The 21816-nt window shown below is 65.1% G+C and carries 17 protein-coding genes and 1 riboswitch; of the genes, 8 read left to right on the top strand and 9 right to left on the bottom strand.

The window, feature by feature from the left end:
- Positions 1-11 precede the first annotated feature (11 nt).
- From GGD90_RS12125 to GGD90_RS12135, 3 genes are all read right to left on the bottom strand, one after another.
- Positions 12-680, bottom strand: coding sequence for an anaerobic ribonucleoside-triphosphate reductase activating protein (locus GGD90_RS12125; protein WP_153117326.1), 669 nt, complete (start codon positions 678-680; stop codon positions 12-14).
- A 33-nt stretch (positions 681-713) separates the two neighbouring features.
- Positions 714-962, bottom strand: a complete 249-nt coding sequence (gene nrdD, locus GGD90_RS12130; RefSeq protein ID WP_153117325.1) for an anaerobic ribonucleoside-triphosphate reductase — start codon at positions 960-962, stop codon at positions 714-716.
- Between the two features lie 78 nt (positions 963-1040).
- Positions 1041-3137: a ribonucleoside triphosphate reductase gene (locus GGD90_RS12135; RefSeq protein WP_228273772.1), complete on the bottom strand. Its 2097-nt coding sequence runs from the start codon at positions 3135-3137 to the stop codon at positions 1041-1043.
- Positions 3138-3313: 176 nt separating this feature from the next.
- Positions 3314-3460: riboswitch (cobalamin riboswitch) on the bottom strand.
- A 544-nt stretch (positions 3461-4004) separates the two neighbouring features.
- Here GGD90_RS12135 and GGD90_RS12140 point away from each other — a divergent pair.
- From GGD90_RS12140 to GGD90_RS12150, 3 genes are all read left to right on the top strand, one after another.
- Complete coding sequence (locus tag GGD90_RS12140) at positions 4005-5429, top strand: circularly permuted type 2 ATP-grasp protein (RefSeq protein ID WP_153117324.1); 1425 nt, start codon at positions 4005-4007, stop codon at positions 5427-5429.
- Between the two features lies 1 nt (position 5430).
- Positions 5431-6369: an alpha-E domain-containing protein gene (locus GGD90_RS12145; protein WP_153117323.1), complete on the top strand. Its 939-nt coding sequence runs from the start codon at positions 5431-5433 to the stop codon at positions 6367-6369.
- A gap of 128 nt (positions 6370-6497) precedes the next feature.
- A complete protein-coding gene (locus GGD90_RS12150; RefSeq protein ID WP_153117322.1) occupies positions 6498-7232 on the top strand; it encodes a proteasome-type protease in 735 nt (244 codons plus the stop codon).
- A gap of 40 nt (positions 7233-7272) precedes the next feature.
- Here GGD90_RS12150 and GGD90_RS12155 read toward each other — a convergent pair whose 3' ends face one another.
- The gene (locus tag GGD90_RS12155) at positions 7273-8439 is read right to left on the bottom strand and encodes an extracellular catalytic domain type 2 short-chain-length polyhydroxyalkanoate depolymerase (protein WP_228273771.1); all 1167 of its coding nucleotides are present in this window, start codon (positions 8437-8439) and stop codon (positions 7273-7275) included.
- Between the two features lie 243 nt (positions 8440-8682).
- Here GGD90_RS12155 and GGD90_RS12160 point away from each other — a divergent pair, with 243 nt between their 5' ends.
- The 3 genes from GGD90_RS12160 to GGD90_RS12170 are packed head-to-tail and all read left to right on the top strand — an operon-like array spanning position 8683 to position 12846.
- Entirely contained in the window at positions 8683-11190 is a 2508-nt protein-coding gene (locus GGD90_RS12160; RefSeq protein ID WP_153117321.1) for a circularly permuted type 2 ATP-grasp protein, read from the top strand.
- The gene (locus tag GGD90_RS12165; RefSeq protein WP_153117320.1) at positions 11190-12143 is read left to right on the top strand and encodes a transglutaminase family protein; all 954 of its coding nucleotides are present in this window, start codon (positions 11190-11192) and stop codon (positions 12141-12143) included. Before GGD90_RS12160 ends, GGD90_RS12165 begins: the two co-directional genes overlap by 1 nt.
- Positions 12130-12846, top strand: a complete 717-nt coding sequence (locus tag GGD90_RS12170; protein WP_153117319.1) for a Crp/Fnr family transcriptional regulator — start codon at positions 12130-12132, stop codon at positions 12844-12846. Before GGD90_RS12165 ends, GGD90_RS12170 begins: the two co-directional genes overlap by 14 nt.
- Positions 12847-12867: 21 nt before the next feature.
- On the opposite strand, the gene GGD90_RS12175 is transcribed toward GGD90_RS12170, so the two are convergent.
- Together GGD90_RS12175 and GGD90_RS12180 are read right to left on the bottom strand one after the other, a co-directional pair.
- On the bottom strand, positions 12868-14133 hold the full coding sequence (locus tag GGD90_RS12175; protein ID WP_153117318.1) for a type II toxin-antitoxin system HipA family toxin: 1266 nt from the start codon (positions 14131-14133) through the stop codon (positions 12868-12870).
- Positions 14134-14136: 3 nt separating this feature from the next.
- Positions 14137-14574 (bottom strand): helix-turn-helix domain-containing protein, encoded by a 438-nt coding sequence (locus GGD90_RS12180; protein WP_153117317.1) that lies wholly within the window; start codon positions 14572-14574, stop codon positions 14137-14139.
- A 253-nt stretch (positions 14575-14827) separates the two neighbouring features.
- On the opposite strand from GGD90_RS12180, the gene GGD90_RS12185 reads away from it, so the two are divergent.
- On the top strand, positions 14828-15592 hold the full coding sequence (locus GGD90_RS12185; protein ID WP_228273770.1) for a Crp/Fnr family transcriptional regulator: 765 nt from the start codon (positions 14828-14830) through the stop codon (positions 15590-15592).
- A 71-nt stretch (positions 15593-15663) separates the two neighbouring features.
- Here GGD90_RS12185 and GGD90_RS12190 read toward each other — a convergent pair whose 3' ends face one another.
- Positions 15664-18165 (bottom strand): ABC transporter substrate-binding protein, encoded by a 2502-nt coding sequence (locus GGD90_RS12190; protein WP_184415156.1) that lies wholly within the window; start codon positions 18163-18165, stop codon positions 15664-15666.
- Between the two features lie 1068 nt (positions 18166-19233).
- On the opposite strand from GGD90_RS12190, the gene GGD90_RS12195 reads away from it, so the two are divergent.
- A complete protein-coding gene (locus tag GGD90_RS12195) occupies positions 19234-20415 on the top strand; it encodes a hypothetical protein (RefSeq protein ID WP_153117315.1) in 1182 nt (393 codons plus the stop codon).
- Between the two features lie 275 nt (positions 20416-20690).
- On the opposite strand, the gene GGD90_RS12200 is transcribed toward GGD90_RS12195, so the two are convergent.
- Entirely contained in the window at positions 20691-21437 is a 747-nt protein-coding gene (locus GGD90_RS12200; protein ID WP_153117314.1) for an SAM-dependent methyltransferase, read from the bottom strand.
- A 62-nt stretch (positions 21438-21499) separates the two neighbouring features.
- Positions 21500-21757, bottom strand: a complete 258-nt coding sequence (locus tag GGD90_RS12205) for a YjhX family toxin (RefSeq protein ID WP_153117313.1) — start codon at positions 21755-21757, stop codon at positions 21500-21502.
- Between the last annotated feature and the right edge of the window lie 59 nt (positions 21758-21816).

Consider the following 21816-nt stretch of genomic DNA (forward strand, 5'->3'; position numbering starts at 1 on the left):
GTCAGCCGGCTTCAGCGTACCTCGCTGTCGGCGATGAGCGCCTGCAGTTCCGGCAGCCAGTTGCGCAGATCGGGTTTCACCACGCTGTCGGGCAGGCCGCGGCAGGTCTGCAGCCGCCAGCGACGCACGCCGGCGGCGGCGAGTTCTGTGGCCAGTTGCAGCAGAGCCGCCTGGTCGAACAGCCGCGGATCGACGGTGGTCCTGACCTCATGGTCGACGCCGCTGGCGATCATCGCGGCGAGGCTCGCTGCCACCACCGAGCCGGCTTTGCGGCCGGACGCGGCAAGATAGTCGGCGGCGGTCGCCTTGACGTCGAAGCCCACCCAGTCGCAGTAAGGCAGGACGCGACCCAGTGCCAGCGGATTGATGCCGGCGGTATGCAGACCGACGGCATAGCCGAGCGCGCGCACCTCCTGCATCGCTGCCGCCAGTTCCGGCTGCGCCAGCGGCTCGCCGCCGCTGAACACCACCGCATCGAGCAGTCCGCGGCGCGCCTGCAGCAGCGTCAGCGCGTCCGCCCACGACGGCTGGCCGGCGCTGCGCTCCCTGGCAAAAAGCCGTAGATGCGGGTTGTGGCAATACGGACAGTCCCACGGGCAGCCCTGGCAGAAGATCACGGCCGCCAGGCGTCCGGGGTAGTCCACGCTGGAAAACGGCTGAATGCCGCCGACGCTCAGCATGCGCTGCCGATCCTGGCAGCGCCGCTGAGTTGCTCAGGCTGCCAGCGCCGCATCGTCGTGAGCGATGCTTGCCGCACGGGCGGTGGCGAGCGATGACGCGTGCACGGATTCCGCAGCCGCCGCCTGCAGTCCGGCCGGTTCGTTGAAATGGCAGCGCTCGGCGTGTTCGGCCTGCTTGCCGGGATTGAATTCGGAAACCGGGCGGTGGTAGCCCATGACACGGGTCCACACTTCGCAACGCGTGCGTTCGTGGTCTTCAAGACGGATGGTATCGGTTTGCATGCTGTTCTCCTGTTGAGGAAGTCTGTTCGGGGTTTGCCGCAGTGATCTGGGCTCAGGCGGCGGGATCGGACGGTGTACTCAGGCGACGGCGAGGCCGGCGGCGCGGCGCTTGCGCGCGAGCGCTTCCTCGTCGCAGCGCGGGCAGAACTCGTGCTCGCCGGCGAGGTAGCCGTGCTGCGGGCAGATCGAGAAGGTCGGCGTCACCGTCACGTAGGGCAGGCGGAAGTTGCTCAGCGATTTCTTCACCAGTTCGCGGCAGGCTTGCCAGGACGAGACGCGCTCGTTCAGGTAGAGGTGCAGCACGGTGCCGCCGGTGTAGCGTTTCTGCAGCGCTTCCTGACGCGCCAGCGCCTCGAAGGGGTCGCTGGTGAAGCCGACCGGCAGCTGGCTGGAGTTGGTGTAGTAAGGCTTCTCCACGGTGCCGGCCTGGATGATCTGCGCATAGCGCTTGCGGTCCTCGCGCGCGAAACGGTAGGTGGTGCCTTCAGCCGGCGTTGCCTCGAGGTTGTAAAGGTGGCCGGTACGTTCCTGGAACTCGCGCATGCGCTCGCGCAGACGGTCGAGCAGGCGCAGCGCCAGCGCCTCGCCGGCCGGCGTGGTGATGTCCTCGCAGTCGAGACTGAAGTTGCGGATCATCTCGTTGATGCCGTTTACGCCGATCGTCGAGAAGTGGTTGCGCAGCGTGCCGAGGTAGCGCTTGGTGAACGGGAACAGGCCCTGGTCCATCAGCCGCTGGATCACCTTGCGCTTGATTTCGAGGCTCTGGCAGGCCAGTTCGGCGAGGCGGTCGAGGCGCGCCATCAGCGCGGCTTCGTCGCCGGCGAAGACGTGGCCGAGACGCGCGCAGTTGATCGTCACCACGCCGACCGAGCCGGTCTGCTCGGCCGAACCGAAGAGGCCGTTGCCGCGCTTCAGGAGTTCGCGCAGGTCGAGCTGCAGGCGGCAGCACATCGAGCGCACCATGTTCGGCGTCAGTTCCGAATTGATGAAGTTCTGGAAGTAGGGCAGGCCGTACTTGGCGGTCATCTCGAACAGGCGTTCGGCGTTGTCGCTTTCCCAGGGGAAGTCCGGCGTGATGTTGTAGGTCGGAATCGGGAAGGTGAACACGCGGCCCTTGGCGTCGCCGGCGCTCATCACCTCGATGAAGGCGCGGTTGATCATGTCCATCTCGGCCTGCAGCTCGCCGTAGCTGAACGGCTGCTCCTCGCCGCCGATGATCGGGATCTGCTCGCGCAGGTCTTCCGGGCATACCCAGTCGAAGGTGAGGTTGGTGAACGGCGTCTGCGTTCCCCAGCGCGAGGGCACGTTGAGGTTGTAGACAAACTCCTGGATCGCCTGACGCACTTCGTCGTAGGGCATGCCGTCGCGGCGGATGAAGGGTGCGAGGTAGGTGTCGAAGGAGCTGAAGGCCTGCGCACCGGCCCATTCGTTCTGCAGCGCGCCGAGGAAATTCACTGCCTGGCCGAGCGCCGACGACAGGTGCTTGGGCGGTCCGGCCTCGACCTTGTTCGGCACGCCGTTGAGGCCTTCGTGCAGCAGCTGGCGCAGCGACCAGCCGGCGCAGTAGCCGGCGAGCATGTCGAGGTCGTGGATGTGGTAGTCGCCGTCGCGGTGCGCCTGGCCGACTTCCGGCGGGTAGACGTGCGACAGCCAGTAGTTGGCGGTCATCTTGCCGGAAACGTTGAGGATCAGGCCGCCGAGCGAGTAGCCCTGGTTGGCGTTGGCCTGCACGCGCCAGTCGGCGCGGTCGAGGTATTCATTGATCGATGCGGCGGCGTCAACGAAGGTGCGGCGGTCGGCGCGCAGCCGGGCGTGCGCGTCGCGGTAGGCGATGTAGGCACGCGCGGTGCGCGTGTGGTTGCACGAGATCAGCGTCTGTTCGACGACGTCCTGCACTTCCTCGACGCTCGGCGGCCGCTTGGCAAAGCGGTGGCGCAGCACTTTCAGGACCTGCGCGGTGAGCAGGTGTGCCTCGTCGGCGTCGAAGTCGCCGCTGGCGGCACCGGCGCGCTGCAGGGCCGAGACGATTTTCGCGGCATCAAAGGCGGCAGTGCTGCCGTCGCGCTTGAGGATCTGTGCCGGCGTCGACTCGCTGCCGGTCGAGCGGCCGTCGGTGTCTGCTACCGGCGCGCCGGAGGCTGCCATTTCTGGCGGATTGAACGGGGTTTGCATCATTGACTCCCTGCTTCGCGTGGGATTCCAGACAGCGCGAAAGCGGGGAGTCGACGTGGCGGAAAGTATGCAGCGGCACGCGGGCGCGCGCCGGCAGCCGCCAGCGTCTGGTCCTCGTGAGCGCGCGAGTCCAGCGTAAGCAGCGCGGTGGTCCACAGGGCCGCGCCGCATCTCCGGCCGGTCTTCGGACTCAGGGGCGGACCTCACGAGGAGGCTTGCCTGGGCTGCGGCTTCCCGGCCTTGTGGCCAGTGCCTGCGGTTTTCCCGCCAGCAGCTTCGTTCCCCAATACCGCTGCGCGTCAGTTCCGGATTCACACCGGATTCCCTTCTCGGGCAAGGGTGGGTGGAGGCTTATGCACTCGCACGCACGCTTGTTTGACGCCGGAGATGGAGGGCATTGTAGCTGCAGCAAACGGCGCTAACAATGCTCAGTGGCAAATAAGTTACTGCCGGTAGTCGAAAATATCATTCGGGCTACTACAGGTAGTGGCTTTTTCCCGGGTCGCGCGTTTGCCGCGAAAGCCTGCGCCCAATGGTGCAGCGCGCGAAGCGCGCGGCGGCCAGCCGCTGTCGCACACGCCGCAGTCGCGCATTCGCCGGCATCCGCCTTGGTGCGTTGATGCCCCGCAATGGTGCATATGGTTTTCGCGTGGCCGCATCGGGGCTGCCGGCGGTGCGTCGACGACAGCCGGAAAGCGGGCCGATTAAGCGAAATCGCTGCGTCTTTCGGCGGCTTGGTGGAAAATTGCCGGCGGCTCGGCGGCAACTCGCCCGCATCGTCGCGATTCCGCGTCTGGCATGTTTTCTGCTGAGTTATCGTCGCACTGGCAAGCAAATTCGCAGGCAAACCGCAATCCTGGACTGGTCACGATGAGCGCAGCATTCTTCAATGAGATGGCCGACGCCGCCGGGCGGCCGCGGCCACACTACCAGGCTTATGCCGACTGGCTGGCGGCAAGCGCCGCCGAACGCATCGCGCGCAAACGTGCCGAGGCCGACATCGCCTTTCGTCGCGTCGGCATCACCTTCGCGGTCTATGGCGAAGAAGCCGGCGCCGAACGCCTGATTCCTTTCGACATCATCCCGCGCATCATTCCGGCGCAGGAATGGCGTGGCTTGCAGGCCGGCTTGCGGCAGCGCGTGCGCGCGCTCAACGCCTTCCTGCACGACATCTACCACTCTCAGGAAATCCTGCGCGCCGGGCTGATCCCGCGCGAGCAGGTCGAGAACAACGCGCAGTTCCGCCCGGAAATGATCGGCGTCGATCCGCCGGGCGGCATCTACGCGCATATCGCCGGCGTCGACATCGTCCGCGCCGGTGACGGCGAAGCCTACGTGCTTGAGGACAACCTGCGCGTTCCCTCGGGCGTCTCCTACATGATCGAGGACCGGCGCATGATGATGCGCCTGTTTCCCGAACTCTTCTCGCTGCACAAGATCGCGCCGGTGCAGCACTACCCCGACATGCTGCTGGAAAACCTGCGCACCGTTGCGCCGCGCGGCGTCGTCGATCCGACCGTTGTGCTGCTGACGCCGGGTGCCTACAACAGCGCCTACTTCGAGCACACCTTCCTCGCGCAGCAGATGGGCGTCGAACTGGTCGAGGGCCGCGATCTCTTCGTCCTCGACGACGTGGTGTACATGCGCACGACGCAGGGCAAGCAGCGCGTCGATGTCATCTACCGCCGTCTCGACGACGACTTCCTTGATCCGCTTGCCTTCCGCAAGGATTCGATGCTCGGCGTTCCCGGACTGCTCTCGGCCTACCGCGCCGGCAACGTGACGCTGGCCAACGCCATCGGTACCGGCGTCGCCGACGACAAGTCGATCTACCCCTACGTTCCCGAGATGATCCGCTTCTATCTCGGCGAAAAAGCGCTGCTCAACAACGTGCCGACCTGGATGCTGCGCAAGCCGGACGACCTCGCTTACGTGCTGGCGCACCTGCCCGAACTGGTGGTCAAGGAAGTGCACGGCGCCGGCGGTTACGGCATGCTCGTCGGGCCGGCCTCGACCAGGGCCGAGATCGAGGATTTCCGCGCGCGCATCATCGCCGCGCCGGAAAAGTACATCGCACAGCCGACGCTGGCGTTATCGAACTGTCCGACCTTCATCGACGGCGAGTTCGCCGGCATCGCGCCGCGCCACATCGACTTGCGGCCTTTCGTCCTCTCCGGCAGCAGCATCGAAATGGCGCCGGGCGGGCTGACTCGCGTCGCGCTGCGCGACGGCTCGCTGGTCGTCAACTCGTCCCAGGGTGGCGGCACCAAGGACACCTGGGTTCTGGAGGACTGACATGCTGAGCCGTACCGCCGATCACCTCTACTGGATGTCGCGCTGCACCGAGCGCGCCGAAAATCTTGCCCGTCTGCTCGACGTCACCTACCAGATGTCTCTGGTGCCGCAGACCGTCGACGCCGAGGAACGCAACTGGGGCGCGATCCTCGCGCTGAACAGTCTCGAATCGGCTTTCGCCGTTTCCTTCGACCGCGTCACCGCCGAGAACGTCCTGCGCTTCATGGTCGCCGACAGCCACAATCCTTCGTCGATCATCAGCTGCCTGCGCAGCGCGCGCGAGAACGCGCGTGCCGTTCGTGGCACGCTCACCGCCGAAATGTGGGAAAGCATCAACGTCACCTGGCTGGAGATGCGCACGCAGAATTTCGACAGCATTCTTGCCGGCGGCGTCAGCGAGTTCTTCGACTGGGTCAAGCGTCGCTCGGCGATGACGCGCGGCGTCACCTTCGGCACCATGCTGCAGGACGAAGCGCTGTCGTTCATCCACCTCGGCGGCAAGCTCGAACGCGCCGACAATACGGCGCGCATCCTCGACGTCAAGTACCACGTGCTGCGCCCGAACGGCGACGAGGAGACGACCGACTTCTACCAGTGGGGTGCGCTGCTGCGCTCGCTGTCGGCGTTCGAGGTCTATCGCAAGGTCTATCGTGACGTGATCACGCCGGCGCGCGTCGCCGAACTGCTGATGCTGCGCGAGGACATGCCGCGCTCATTGCGCGCCTGTACCGCCGGTATCGCGCGCGCGCTCGACCTGGTCGCCAATGCGCAGTCGGCCGAAACCGTCCGTCGTGCCGGCCTGCTCAGTGCGCAATTGCGTTATGCGCGGCTTGACGACATCATGGCGCATGGCCTGCACCCTTACCTCACCGACTTCATGGACAGCATCTTCGACCTCGGCGAACGCATCAACAGCGACTTCCTGGCGACCGCCAGCTGAGGCGTTCGCCTTGCCATCGGGCGGGCGATGCCAGCGTATTTCGCAGCAAGGCTGCCTTTGACCCGGCGCAGGACGCCCGTTATCCTGCGCCGCCTATGCCCAATCACCGTACCGAATCCGAAGCGAAAATGACCTACTGCGTTGCCATGCGGCTCAATGCCGGCCTTGTTTTCCTCTCCGATTCGCGCACCAACGCCGGCGTCGACCACATCAACACCTTCCGCAAGATGGCGGTTTTCGAGCAAGCGGGCGAGCGCGTGCTGACGCTGCTGACGGCCGGCAACCTGTCGATCAGCCAGTCGGTGGTGACGATGCTGCGCGAGCGCATCGCCGACAGCGAGGGCGAGAACCTGTTCAACGTGCCCAACCTGTTCGAGGCGGCACGCCACATCGGTTCGGTGCTGCGCGAGGTGTACGAGCGCGATGCCGACGCCTTGCACGAGTTCAGCATCGACTTCAACGCGTCGATGATTCTCGGCGGCCAGATCGCCGGCGAGGAACAGCGGCTGTTCCATATCTACGCCGCCGGCAACTTCATCGAAGCCTCGGACGACACGCCTTACTTCCAGATCGGCGAGTCGAAGTACGGCAAGCCGATCGTCGACCGCGTCACGCGGCGCGAGATGACGCTCGAGCAGGCCGCCAAATGTGCGCTGGTGTCGATGGATTCGACCATCCGCTCGAACCTCTCGGTCGGCCTGCCGCTCGACCTGCTGATCTACGAGCGCGACTCCTTCCGCGTTCGCCAGCACTGTTCGATCACGCAGGACAACGTGTACTTCAGCCAGATCCGCGCGCAGTGGAGCCAGCGCCTGCGTCAGGCCTTCTCCGAACTACCCGACCCCGACTGGTCAACCTTCTGAGCCAGTAGGCTGCGGCGCGTAGCAGCGCCTGCGCTGCAACTCAGCGGCGGGCGCCGGCGGCAAGGCGTTCGGTCATGGCGCGCAGTGCGAGGATCTGCACGCCTTTCTGGTTGGCGTAGTTGGCGCCGGTATACCCCCACCAGTCCCAGCAGCCGTTCGGGTTGCGCGCCGGGATCGACAAGGCCTGCGGGAACAGGATCACCAGCCGGTTGTTGTCGGCCCAGCGGTCGTAACCGGCGTTGCGCACGAAGGTCGTTCCGTAATACAGCCCGCCGCCGGGCGGCGCTTGCAGCGGCAGGTAGCTCTGCCCCTGCTTGCAGCCATGCAGCGCGATGTGCAGGCGGCAAGGCGCCCCCCTGGCGCAGCTGTCCGGCACATAGACCCAGCCGCTGCTGTCGATGCCCGAATTCCACGCGAAGTTGATGCTCTCGTCGTTGGGTATGAAGGGTTTCTGGTCGAAGCGGATGAAGCGTCCTTTCGCCTTGTTGCCCGTGCGCGGCTGCAGCGGTCCGTAGATCCAGCCGAGGATCGACCTGGCGCTGTCGAAACCGCATTTGCCGAGGTAGGGCTCTTCGGTCAGCGCGCAGGCCTTGCCGAAATCGGTTGTCGGCAGCGTGTGACCGGCGTTGTCGAGCGTCACCATGCTGATGTTCTGCGCCGGCACGCCGACGCCACGGTAGTAGTCGGCCAGTTGCGCGGCAATCGGTTTTGGCACCAGCGCATCCTTGCCGCCGGCAATGCTGATGACGCGCTGTGCCTGCAGATTGGCCGGATCGTCGATCAGCTTGCGGCTGAACATGCTGGCGGTGGCGGCGAGCAGCGCCGGAACGTCGGCACTGTTCGCGCTGACCGCGCAATGCAGATAGGGTTCGCCGGTACAGGAGCAGCGCGTCGTCGCGGTGACGACGCTGTTTTGCGAACAGTAGAACGGGCCGCCGGCGACGATGCCGGCGCCCTTGACGATCGACGAATGCGCTACCTGGAATTGCGCCGCCATGAAGCCGCCCGAGGAAATTCCCGACAGCGAGGTCTGCGTGATGTCGATGTTCAGCGCCGGCAGGGGCTGCAGCGCGTCGGCGCGGCAGGCGCCTGCGTGCAGCATGGCCGCCGCAAGCAGGCAGACGCCAGCGGCCAGACGGGTGCTTCGGGCGGCTGGCGCAACGGCGCTCACGCCGATTCGCCTGGAATAATCGCTGCTTCGGATCATGGAGTTCTCCGCGAGGTTTGTGTGTCGGGTTGGTCGGCATCGAGCGTGCGCCGGTCGCGGCTTGCTATACGATCAGCATAGACGCTGGCGGCGGCACGCGCCATGCCGTTGTCACAGACTCCGGTGGCGCTGCGACGGCGCAGTTCGCCGTGCCTGCGCAGGCTGTCTTGGTCGGCCCGTGTTTACGTTAGACTGAGAACGCCTCCCAACAGTCGTGGCGCTTGCGCGCCACGCCCCGCCGAAATGCCGCGCACCTTGCTGTCGAACTACCCGGCTAGCAACAACCGCTTCGACGAAATGATCGATGCGGCCGGAACTGTGCGTCCCGACTGGCGCGCCTTCGTCGAGAGGCTGGCGACGGCGACGCCGGAAGAGATGCGCCGCCGTGCCGACATCCTGCGCCGGCGCATCCAGGAAAACGGCGTCGCCTACAACGTCTATAGCGATCCGCAGGGCGCCGACCGGCCGTGGGAGCTCGATCCGCTGCCGCTGATCCTCGGCGCCGACGAATGGCGCGGCATCGCCGCCGCAGTCAGCCAGCGCGCGCGCCTGCTCAATGCCCTGCTTGCCGACATCTACGGCGAACAGCGCCTGCTGCGCGAAGGCCGCCTGCCGCCGGCGCTGATTTACGGCCACAGCGGTTTCCTCTGGCCCTGTCACGGCATCGTGCCGCCCGGCGGCGTGCATCTGCATCTCTACGCCGCCGATCTGGCGCGCTCGCCCGACGGCACCTGGTGGGTCGTCGCCGACCGCACGCAGGCGCCTTCCGGCGCCGGTTACGCGCTGGCCAACCGGCAGATCGTCTCGCGCGTCTTTCCCGAAGCCTTCCGCGACCTCAAGGTGCAGTCGCTCGGCACCTTCTTTCGTGCGCTGCAGGACAGCCTTGCGCACTGGGCGCCCTGTGGTGACGAAACGCCGCTGATCGTCCTGCTGACGCCGGGGCCGGCCAACGAAACCTACTTCGAACACGCCTGGCTGGCGCGTCACCTTGGTCTGCCGCTGGTCGAAGGCCAGGACCTGACGGTGCGCGGCGAAACGGTCTACCTACGCACGCTTTCCGGGCTGCGCCGCGTGCATGCCATCCTGCGCCGGCAGGACGACGACTACTGCGATCCGCTCGAACTGCGCGGCGACTCGGCGCTCGGCCTGCCCGGACTGGTGCAGGCGGTGCGCGCCGGACGCGTGCTCGTCGCCAACGCGATCGGCAGCGGCCTGATCGAATCGGGCGCGCTGTCCGGCTTCCTGCCCGGCGCCTGCCGCGCGCTGCTCGGCGAAACACTGCAGATGCCGGCGGTGGCCTCGTGGTGGTGCGGCGAACCGGCGGCGCTCGAATTCACCTGCAGCTACCTCGAACGGCTGGTGATCAAGGGCGCTTTCCCGGCGCAGCGCATCGAGCCGGTGTTCGGCGCCGACCTCGACGCCGCCGGTCGCGCGGCGATGATCGAACGCCTGCGCGCGCAGCCGCAGCAATGGACGGCGCAGGAACTGGTCGAGTTTTCGCAGGCGCCGGCCTGGGCCGGTGCCGCCGGTCTGCGTCTGCAGCCGCGCGGCGTCGGCCTGCGCGTCTATGCCGCGGCAACGCCCAACGGCTACGTCGTCATGCCCGGCGGGCTGACGCGCGTTGCCGGCAGCAACACGCGCGTCGTCTCGATGCAGCGTGGCGGCCTGTCCAAGGATTGCTGGGTGCTCGGCGGCTCGACCAATGCCGCGCTCAGCCTGGCCAAGGGCGACATCGGCGTCGGCGATCTGGTGCGCAGCGGGCGCAACCTGTCGTCGCGCGCCGTCGAAAACCTCTACTGGTTCGGCCGCTACGCCGAGCGCTGTGACGACAGCGCGCGTCTCCTGCGCACCGTGCTTTCGCGCCTGATCGAAGCCGGCGCCGACACGCAGCCGGCGTTGGTTTCGGCCGCCGATCTCTGCCACCAGCTGGGGCTGCTGCCGGCCGGCGGCGGCACGCTGAAGGCCGCCGAACTGCAGAACGCGCTGCTCGCGGCCATCTACGAGGAACAGCAGAGTCGCGCGCTGGCCGGCGACATCCGCCGCCTGTTGCGCAGCGGCGCGCAGGTGCGCGAACGCTTCTCCGGCGACCACTGGCACGCGCTCAACCGCCTGCAGGCCGATCTTTCGGGTAGCGGCGGCGCGCATATCGACGCCAGCGAAGCGCTTGCCTTCCTCGACCGCGTGCTGCTCGCCTCGTCGGCGCTGGCTGGTTTTGCCATGGACAGCATGACGCGCGACGACGGCCGCCGCTTCCTGATCATCGGCCGGCGCATCGAGCGGCTGATGTTTCTCGCCAACGCGCTGGCCTGCTTCCTGCGCCTCGAATCGGCGCGCAGCGAAGGCAGCATCGAATGGCTGCTTGAGGTTGGCGACAGCATCATCACCTACCGCGCGCGCTACATGAACATCCCCGAGCTGCTGCCGGCGCTCGACCTGATCGTGCTCGACGACAGCAATCCGCACGCCGTCTGCTTCCAGCTGAAGAGCCTGATCCGCTACCTGCAGCCGCTGGCCGGCGAACTCGGCGAGCCGGGCGTCGACGCGCTGCGCCGCGATCTTGACGGGCTGCTGGCGCTCGATCTCGCTCCCTTCGCCGCCGATTCGCCGCCGGGCCTCGTCGGTGCCGCGCGCCTGGCACTGGCGGCGCGGCTCGACACCGTCGCTTCCTCGGCCTACTGGCTCTCGGAACAGCTGGCCATGCGCTACTTCACCCACGTCGGCGATGTCGGCCGGCAGACGCTCGCTGCCTGATGCTGTCGACACTCCTCTACCACGTGGTGCACGAAACGCGTTACGCCTACAGCGTGCCGGTTTCGCTGTCGCGCCAGCTGCTGCACCTGACGCCGCGCGATACGCTGTGGCAGAACTGCCGCTCGCACCGCCTCTTCGTCGAGCCGCTACCGACCTGCCAGCGCGAGCGCATCGACGCCCTCGGCAATCTGGTCAACGAGTTCGCCATCGAGGCGCCGCACCAGTTCCTGCACGTGCGTGCCGAAAGCGTCGTGGCGCTGATACCGCGCAGCGGCGGCTCGCTGCAGCCCGGCTCGGGCGACTGGCTGGCGGCGTCGCCGTCCTGGGAAGACGTCAGTCGCACGCTGGCCTACCACGGCACGCCGGCGCAGCCGGAAGTGAGCTGCTTCCAGTTTGAGTCACCAGCAGTCGAGGTCGGCCGCGACTTTGCCGACTTTGCCAGCCACTCCTTCCTGCCCGGCCGGCCGCTGCTGCAGTCGGCCTACGCGCTGATGCAGCGCATCTTCGACGAGTTCGATTTCGACCCGGAAGCGACGACAGTATCGACGCCGGTGCGCGAGGTCTTGCAGCGCCGCCGCGGCGTCTGCCAGGACTTTGCGCACCTGATGCTCGCCTGCCTGCGTTCGCTCGGCTTATCCGCGCGCTACGTCAGCGGCTACCTGCTGACGCAGCCGCCACCCGGCGAACCGCGCCTGATCGGCGCCGACGCGTCGCACGCCTGGGTCTCCGTTTTCTGTCCGAAATTCGGTTGGGTCGATTTCGATCCGACCAATTCCATGTTGCCCACGCACGAGCACGTCACGCTCGCCTGGGGGCGCGATTTCACCGACGTTTCGCCGATGCGTGGCGTGATTCTCGGTGGCGGTGAACAGCAACTCGACGTTGCCGTGACGGTCACTCCGCTCACTACCGACAGCAGCGGAGAAGAGGGAACGGAGCATGCCTTTCAGTGATACCGAAATTGCCCTGATCAAATCGGCGCAGTTGCTCAGCGACCTGCCGCCGCCGGTGGTCGACGCGGCGCTGTCGGCGGGCGAGGGCGAGCAGTTGCGCCTGCCGCCGGATACCGTATTCCTCGAAGCCGGCATGCCGCAGCCGGGGCTGTGGGTGATTGCCCACGGCACCATCGAAACCTTCGTCGTCGACGCTACCGGCCGCGAGAAGATCGTCGACTTTGCCCAGATCGGCGGCACGCTTGGCGAAGAAAGCCTGTTCGACGGGCGCGCGCTGCCGTATTCGGCGCGCAGCCTCACCCAGGCCGCCGTGCTGCAACTGCCCGAGCCGCTGGTCGGCGAATGGATGGCCACGTACCCGGCCTTCGGACGGCGGCTGATGGCACTCGTCGCCGAACGTATCGACTACGTGAGCCGCGACGTACTCACCTTCTGCACCAAGAAAGCCGCGGCGCGGCTGGTCTGCTACCTCGTCTGCCACTTCGACCGCCGGCCCGATTCGCCCGATGGCACGCACAGCCTGCATCTGGCCATCCCGCGCAACAAGCTCGCCTCGCGCCTGGGAATCAGCGACTCGCACCTCTCGCGCGCCTTCCGCGAGCTGGAAGAAAAAGGCCTCATCGCCAAGCAGGGGCGTGGCTACTTCATTCCTGACGTGCACGCGCTATCGCATTACGTCTGCCCGGCCGGCTGCGACTTCTAGCCGGCTGCGGCGCCGGGGCGGCTAGCCGGCGAGCTGGAACGCCGGCGCCATCCACTCCTGCTCCCTGCGGGCAATTCCCAGCGCATCGGCGATCTTCGGCCACTGCCGGACGATCTTTTGAATCCGCGCGATCTCCGTTTCTGCCTCAGCGGGCGTGTAGCGGAAGTACTCGGCGACTTCCATCGCCAGCGTGAGGTCCAGCGCGTTGTCCTTTTCGGTGATGTTGAGCTTGAGGCCGCGGGCGGCGGGCGTCGGGTTGAGGTCGTAGGCGGGCGATAGCTCCCAGCCCCTGCCGGGCGCCAGCAGAAAGCCGTGATTGCGCAGGTGGTCGTCGCAATTGCTCACGCACAGGTTGAAGACAACGCGGCGCCACAGCTCGCGCAGGTCTGTCCTTGCCTGCGCACCATGGTCGTAGAGCACCTGCGCGATCTCCAGATAGGAGACGCCGGTGGACGCGTCTTCGCCATCGACATGCCCGGTGAGCGTCATCGCCGAGGCGAAGTGGCGGCGCAACTGCGGCGCCGGCCGGTCGAAGCGGCGCACGAGGAAAGTGCGCTGTGCCGAGGCATAGCGGTTTGACTCGGCAGCGGTGACGCGCAGTCCTGCGGCTTCGGCGAGGATGTAGGTGAGATGCTCCCAGGCGCCGAGATCGTAACTGTCGTGCAGGCTGGGGAATTTGGCGATCCAGGCATTGCCGGCCGCGTCGACCACACCCGCTTTCGGCCGGGCGCCGCCGAGCGAGCCACCGGGCGCGAGCAGCAGACGTAGCCATTCGTCGACGGCGGCGCTGTCTTCGCCTTTTTCGATCTCGCGGCAGGCGTGTTCGAGTTCGCGCAGACGGGTCATCGGCGGCGCGGCCATGCCGGTCTGATCGGCGACGAAGGGGCCGGCGTCATCGACGCGCAGACGGATCGCCCCGACGCGGAAGAGGTCGTGTACGCCGATCAGGTAATCGGATTCGATCAGGCGCGCGCCCGGCTCGACACGCCCGGCTTTCCTGTCCCGCTCGAAACGCCGCTCGATCAGCGTGCGCCCCCAGCGGTCGGGTGCGATGTCCTGCAACAGGCCGAAGCTCTTGTGCCCCTGGGCGGGGTACTGCGGTCCGCGCAGCCAGCGGATGGCAGGATCGAGCGGCGCGCCCAGGCTTTCGAGTCGCGGAATTTCGTCTGCCAGCAACTCCAGTTCGAAGGTTTCGCTCCGCCCGGCGCGATGGCAGTGCAGCTTGGCAAAGCAGGTCGGCTCGCCGGTCTGCGCCCAGTCCGCATGGAGCGCGAGTTCGCGCGACATGGCTCAGTCCCGCTCCAACAGGTGCAGGAAGTCGCGATTGCTGACCGCGCCTTCGCCGCTCACCGGCTCGTCCGGCACGGTCGCCGGAACTGCCGCGGGCGCCTCTGCCGCTGCTCGCGGCAGCGTGCGCGAAATCCGCCGGCGCTTTGCCGGCGCGAGCAGCTTGCTGTCCTGCAGCAGCCGTCCGCTGGCATCCTCGCGTGCCACCAGCGCCAGATCGGACTGCAACTGCAGCACCTGCAGCGCCGCCAGATAGTGCCCCATTGCCACCGAGGCATCGCCCGACTCGATCTTGCGGTAAGTGACCAGGCTGACGCCGACACGCTCACTCATCTGTTCGCTGGTGATGCCGCGCCGGAGCCGGGCGAGCCTGATCCTCTCACCCAGATCGGTGAGCAACCGCGCACTACGTGGCAACAACCTGACGGCGGAACGCCCCATGGATGTCTCCTCAAATATGAAAATACTCTAGCGCATAAATTCACAAAGCGACAGAGTATTTACTGTTAGTGCCTGGCGTGCCGTCTGCTGCCCGGCCCTGCACCGCGAACGCAAGCGTCGGCAGAAGCTTGCGCAGGGGGCTGAAACACTTCCGCGGTAGAATCCGCCACCGGGCGAGTGCCGCCGTTCGCAGTGTGCGAACCGGGTTTTCTCGATGGCTGCCGGGCAGGCAACTCGAGCTTGCTGCGCGCGCATGCCTTTCCCCAACGGACTGGCCTACATGACCAAGAAAAAGAAACCGCACAGCCTGCCGGACCCGAAGCGCAACCGCCTGCTGGCGTCGCTTCCCGCCAAGGATTACGAACGTCTGCTGAGCGAGCTTGAACTCGTCGACATGCCCAAGGGCTGGACGATGTCGGAGTCGGGCGATCACGTGAACTATCTGCACTTCCCGGTCTCCGGGATCGTCTCGCTGATCTACTCGCTCGAAGACGGCTCATCAAGCGAAACGGCGCTGGTCGGCAACGAAGGCATGGTCGGCATCTCGATCTTCATGGGTGGCGAGAGCATGCCGACCAGCACCGATGTGCAGAGCGCCGGCCAGGCTTACCGGCTCAGCCGCAAGGTGATGAAGCACGAGTTCTCGCTCGGCGGGCAGTTGCAGCACGTGGCGCTGCTGTTCACGCAGGCGATGATCGCGCAGACCTCGCAGACTGCCGTCTGCAACCAGCACCATTCGCTGGATCAGCGCATGTGCCGCTGGCTGTTGATGTCGCTCGACCGCAGCGACGGCGATGTGCTGGCGATCACGCACGAGGCGATCAGCAAACTGCTCGGCGTTCGCCGCGAAAGCGTCACCCAGATTCTCGGCCAGCTGGAAAAAGACGAGCTGCTGGCGCTCGCCCGCGGCCGCATCACCATCCGCGACCGTGCCGAGCTCGAAAAGCGCGTCTGCGAGTGTTACGCGGTCGTTCAGGAAGAATACGAGCGCCTGCTGCCGGGCGGCTGCGACTTTTAACCTACGCGCAGGTTCAAGACGGTGCGGGGCGTCGGCCCCGTCCGCGTGTTCGGTATGCCGATAGCGCGGCGTCAGCCCGCGGCGGCCGCGCTCCCGGTGGCGATTCCCCGCAGTAGGGGGAAGAAGCGCCGGTCGTCACCGAGCATGTGCCGCGCCACCAGGTCTTGAACGAGGAACTGGAGCAGTTCGCCGAGCGCCAGCGTGCCCGCGTCGTACCGGCCGGCGAGCGCCACGGCCTGGTCGAGCAGCTGGCCGTGGATGCGGGCGTGCGCGGCGGCATCGGCGAATCCGATCTCTGCGAGGACCGCTTCCTCGTCGCGCGAGTGCTGCGCCACGTCGTTCATCAACGTGTCGATAAGGGGGCGCATCCTGTCGTTCGGCAGATCGGCGAGCAGTGCGGCGATGATCGCGTTGGCGTCCTCGAACAGCTTGCGGTGCTGCTGGTCGATCAGCGCATGGCCGCACGCGTAGTCGGCATGCCAGACGAGATGCAGGAGCTTCATCCGGTCGGCGTCGCTCACCTGCCGGGTGGCGTCGGCTTCCTCGGCCAGACGCACCGCGTCACGGCCGCCCACCTTGGCCTGATACATCGCCGTGTCGGCGCGCTGGAGAATGTCCTCGGCGCAGGCGTCGTCGCCGCAGAACAGCGTCAGCCCGATGCTCGCCGTGCACCGGTGCGCGATGGCGAGCGCGTTGCCATCGGCCTTGGGGACGCTCAGCGCGTAGGACGCGGCGAGCGCGATGCGAATCTTCTCGGCGATCTGGCTGGCCTGGCGCGACGATTCCGTGCGTCCGGCCGAGAGACTGCTGATCATCACCACGAACTCGTCGCCGCCGAAGCGCGCCACCGTGTCCAGCTCGCGCACGCAGCTACGCAGGCGGCGGGCGGCCTCGATCAGCAACTGATCGCCGGCTTCGTGTCCGTGCGCATCGTTGAGCGGCTTGAAGTTGTCGAGGTCGATGAACATCAAGGCGCCATAGCCGCCGCCGCGCCGCATCGCGGCCATGGCCAGATGCAGCCGGTCGTCGAGCAGGCGGCGGTTGGGCAGCTGCGTGAGCGGATCGTGGAAGGCCAGTTGCCGCACCTGCGCTTCCATCTGGCGGCGTTCGCTGATGTCGCGTGTCACGCCGAGAATGCAGACGAACTCGCCGGCGGCGTTCTTCATGCCGGCGGTGGTGACTTCGGTCCACACCGTGCTGCCGTCCTTGCACGGTTGCTCCAGCTCGCCGCGGAACTCGGGAATCGGCAGGCCCGCATTTGCCGCGGCGACCGTGCGCGCGAGCGCGTCAAGCGCGATGGGCGCCGATTCCGGCGTCACCAGTTCGTCGATCGACTGGCGCAGGACTTCCGCGCAGCTGTAGCCGCGCAGCTTTTCCACTGACGGACTGACGTAGGTGATCTGGCCGGCCAGGTTCATCGTCCAGATGACGTCGGTGGCGTGGTCGGCAAGCAGCCGGTGGCGCTCCTCGGAGACGCGCAGCGCTTCCTGCGCCGTCCGGCTTTCGGTGAGGGCGTGGCTGAGACGGCGGTTGAAGCGGTACACGAACACCGCAGCGCCACTCGCCAGCACGAGGATCGCCAGCGCCACATACCAGGGGGTGCGGTCGGGCTCGGGACTCGGGTCGTAGAGAAAACCGTCGAGCGGGTAGGCGCGCGGCAGCAGGCCGAGATCGGCGTAGGTGTCGGCAATATGGCGCCAGCGCCCCGGATTCATGTAGCCAACCTCGATCAGGTCGGTGCGCAGCAGCGGCGCCATGCGCCGCGCCTCGGCCATATAGAAGTCGCGCGGATGCTGCTGCGAGTATTTGGCGTGGATCAGCTCGGCAATTTCTTCCGGGTGCTCCATCGCATACTGCCAGCCACGCAGGCTGGCCTCGCGCATGGCGCGCACGCGGTCCGGGCGCTGGGCGATTTCGCGCTCGGTGGTGAACAGGTTGTCACCGTAGAAATCGATGCCGGCGGCGCGGGGCGTGTAGGTGTGGTAGCTGATCCCGGCCTGATCGAGGTAATAGGTTTCGTTGGTGACGTAGGCCGACATCGCATCGACTTTGCCGTCAACGAGGTCCTGATAGCGGAAGCTGTGCGGGAGCAGGGTGATGCGCTCCGGCGAAATGCCTTCCTGGCGCAGGTAGGCGATCAGTTCGTCCGACTGGTGCTCGATCATGAAGCGCTTGCCGACGAGATCGTGAATGCCCTGCGTGGCATCGCTCGCGCGGACCAGCAGCACCAGCGGCGAATGCTGGAATACCACTGCCAACGCCACCACCGGCTGGCCGCTCCTGCGTGCCAGCAGCAGGCTGCTGTTGCCGACGCCGTATTCAGCCTGGCCGTCGACCACGCTCCTGACCGGATCGCTCCCCGGCCGTGCCTCGCGGATGTCGACGTCCAGCCCGACGTCGCGGTAGAAGCCCTTCTCGGCCGCCGCGTAGTAGCCGGCAAACTGGAAGGCGTGCGTCCATTTCAACTGCAGCGCCACCCGCTCCAGCGCGCACGCAGGAGACGTCCCGAAGGCCAGCAGCGCCAGGCTCAACGCCAGGGCCGCGCGGAATCGGGAGGGAAAGCGCAGATGCATGTTTCGTTCTGATGAGGTGGGGGGGCGTGCGAGTCGATGCACGCATCCGGCATCATGCCAGAAAGCGGTGCGCGCCCGGTCGCTGGCATGAGGGCACGCAGCGCTACGGCGCCGGAGTGGCAAAAACGGCGTGGTGCAGCCGAGTGCCAGTCACCGCGCCGATGCCAACGTTGCTGGTGCGGCCGATTGCCATGCGTATGGGTGACGTTGAGGATTGAAGAATGGCGTGGCAGCGGGAAAAGGGCATTCCGGGGCGCTTTTGTTGTAAAGGCGGTTGCAGGCGCTACCCTGTCGGCTCGGGTGTGGTCCCGGTGTAAGTACAGCAATCGTGCGGGTCGATTGACGTGTATTCGGTCTTTGTGGACGTATATGCCGAGGTGCTATATTGGCGCTTTCGGCCAGAAGGGGGCAGCGGCACGGCGGCTCCATAGCGGACCTACGTGCCGGTGAGATTCGCATTTCCACCGAATAATCAGCGAATCGCTGGCAGCTATCGACAAATTCTGAGCAAGGCAATGCCCTCCGGGGTGGTTCAGGCGCCAGCTCTTGATTTTACGGAAAGACGGGTTTGATTAGGGTGTGCTAAAAGTTCCTACATCTATGTTTTCAAATAGATTTCATCGCAAAGCTCAAGATTATTTGACGCGATGGCGGATTATTTTCCGTCTTTTAGAAAGTCCACGTTAGACATTAGGACCAATAACAGTGTCCGATCAATCCATTCAAGGAATGACCGTAAATGAGCGGCTATATCACTTCGGCTTGATGGAAGCCTTCGACGCAGCGGCGCGGTCGAGAGACTTAGATGCGCTGCAAAGCGTGTTGCTCCAGGTTCGCTTTTCCGAAGAACAAGCGAGATACACGGCTACGACAGTCTTGGAAAATCCTACGCGCTATGGCTATTAATCGCGATTTTCTTCAGACGGCTGTTCGCGCGTTGATGTTTAACCCTGCAGTCGAGCGGGACAGCCAACAAGCTGCGCTTGTTGCTTCCCCCCGTGCTTCGCACTCCGGCTGCCCCTCACTTCCACGTTGGGCGTCATAGACAGATGACGTTGCGACTAGAGAATGCGCAAACTTGTCCGATCACTTAAGGAACACCAACTTTCCAAGGCATTTACTAGAGATGATTGGAGCATTGCCACACGAAGCGCATTCACGCCGTACTTTCGTCGCCAGCAGCAATTAAGCAAGAACATTGACTCGTTCCACATCGAACTAAGAAATCTTGCGCGCATTGCTCTATTTCCAGAATACACATACCTTCTTTCGTGGTGTTTGCGTTTGCATCGTCGGGTTCTTCGGATTGATCGCCAAGGGGCGTACGAAAATTTACTAAAGTACTTTGCGAATATGCAGACATCGGACGACCGATGGCTAAACATGTTTGAAACTTCGGTTCCGCTTGAGGCAGATGCAGCTATACACGACAAGATCTATCAGTTGTTTTCTACAATCGATGGGGTTGCCGAGGGTTGCTTCAAACCCCAACTCCAGATTCTGTTTTCGTTCGCGCAAAGATGCTCCGGGAACCCGTGGCCGAACGACGTCACTAAGATGGATTTCGGTGCCCTTGTTGCTGAGTTTCCGGGCAGTCTGCGCAGTCAAGCATCGGCGTTGCTGACGGACCCTGAATTATCAATCAATATTAATCAGTGGCGCAATATTGCGGCCCACAAGACGTTTCAGCTAGTCGGGCCGCGGACAATCGAAATCAAATATGGGAAGGGAACTGCTCACGTTCGTCGACTCGGCTTACATCGACTCAGAAAGGTGTGGCATTGGCTTTTACGAATACACACGGCAACGCGGCTCGCTAACACAATTACCTACATAGAGCACATGCCAGAATTGCACGCATTGGGAATTCCGACAATCAACAGGCGCCTGTCGGCTACGCTGCTGCATATCGCCCACGGCCTGTCAACCGTTGGCTTCGAGAGTGTTGCATGGAAATGTGTTAAGCGAGATGGTGTTCTTGTCGTACGTGATCGCCAGGGCAGACCAGCACGGCACGCACTAATACACGCCTCTCAAATGCTCGATCAACTCAGTGTTGGAATCCTTCTTGATCCTTCCACACGGAATGCGTTGGATAGAGCTGGAATCTCGTTAGTCCTAAAAGACGGGACGCCCTACGGTACAGCTCTGGTTCCAGTGCAAGTCGCAGACGCGTTTACTCTCCGCAAAATAGATTTGGCCGACTACATGGACAACATCCAATGGGTAATAGAAAAGTCGCAGAACTGACGCCCAACCCATAATCCACCGGACATGCGCGAATAGCCGCGCAGGCCGGTGATTTCAACCGTTGAGCGACCGCTTTCTTAGGGCGCCAATGACCGGAATAGCTCGGGAGTGAGCGGTTGTCGGGACTGGGAGCGGACGTTCGTTACGCTGAGCCACCCTCGTCAGCTACCGACCGCAAAGGCCGATCTGGTAGCCAAGCATGGAGAACGCCCGTCCCCCGACCCGAAATACGCCCGCATCTCCCCGAAGCCGGTGAACGCCGCTCTCCCAACCCCCTACCCCGCCATCAGCGCGAACACTCCCCAGCCGAGGTATTCACGCGTGTAGGTGGCATGGCGCGTCGGTTCCGTGTTCAGCAGGGTTCGCACTTCCGCCGCCAGCTCGTCGTCGGGGTTGGCGTCCAGCCAGCGGCGCAGGGTGAGCCATTTGGCCGCCTCGTAGCGGTCCCAGCCGTCCTGGTCGGCGAGAACCATTTCCACGACGTCGTAGCCGAGTTGGCCGAAGGACGCGAGCAGTTCGGGCAGCGCCATAAAGTCGGCAACCGATTGGGCAAGGCAGCCCCTGGCGATTTCCTCCGTCGGCGGCACTTGTCGCCAGTAGGGCTCGCCGATCAGGATGATTCCGCCGCTGCGCAGGCTCCTTGCCAGTAGCTCGACCGTGCCGTCAACGCCGCAGCCGATCCAGGTGGCGCCGACGCACGCCGCCACATCGACCTTTTCGTCGGCAACGTAGCCGGCGGCGTCGCCATGGATGAAGCTGACTTGCCCGCTGACGCCGAGTTCTTCGGCGCGGTGCCTTGCCTGCGCGGTGAAGAGCGGGCTCATGTCGACGCCGGTGCCGACGATGCCGTGATCGCGCGCCCAGGTGCACAGCATTTCGCCCGAGCCGCTGCCGAGGTCGAGCACGCGGTTTTCGGGTTCGAGGCGCAGGGCCTCGCCGAGCGTTGCAAACTTCTGCGCGGTGAAAGGGTTGTGAATGCGGTGGGCGCTTTCGCTGATGTTGAAGATGCGTGGGATGTCCATGGTGTGTGTTCCTTGCAGGTGTGAGCGGGCAAGGGCCAGCGGCTGGCCCTGCCCGCAGTGGCTTACTGGTTGTCGAGCTGTGCACGAACCGCGCGCAGGCCAGCCTTGTTGATGCGGTAGGGCTGTCCGTTCTGCGAGGCGATCAGGCGCTTGCTGCGCAGCTTCTTGAAGACGGGCAGCGTGCAGTCCGCCAGCAGCAGGCCGTCGCGGGTGTAACAGTCGATCGAAGAGATGTGGCCAGCGGCATCGCGGCTGTGCACGATGCGACCGCCCTTGGCGAGGACGTGCAGCGTCCTCTGCTCAGGCTTTGAAATGTTCATTGTGGAGATTCTCAAGCAATCAAAATGCATGACAGGCGACTGACCCATAGGGTCGTCAC

Source organism: Rhodocyclus tenuis, assembly GCF_014197755.1.
In the GTDB taxonomy this organism is placed as follows: Bacteria; Pseudomonadota; Gammaproteobacteria; order Burkholderiales; family Rhodocyclaceae; genus Rhodocyclus; species Rhodocyclus tenuis.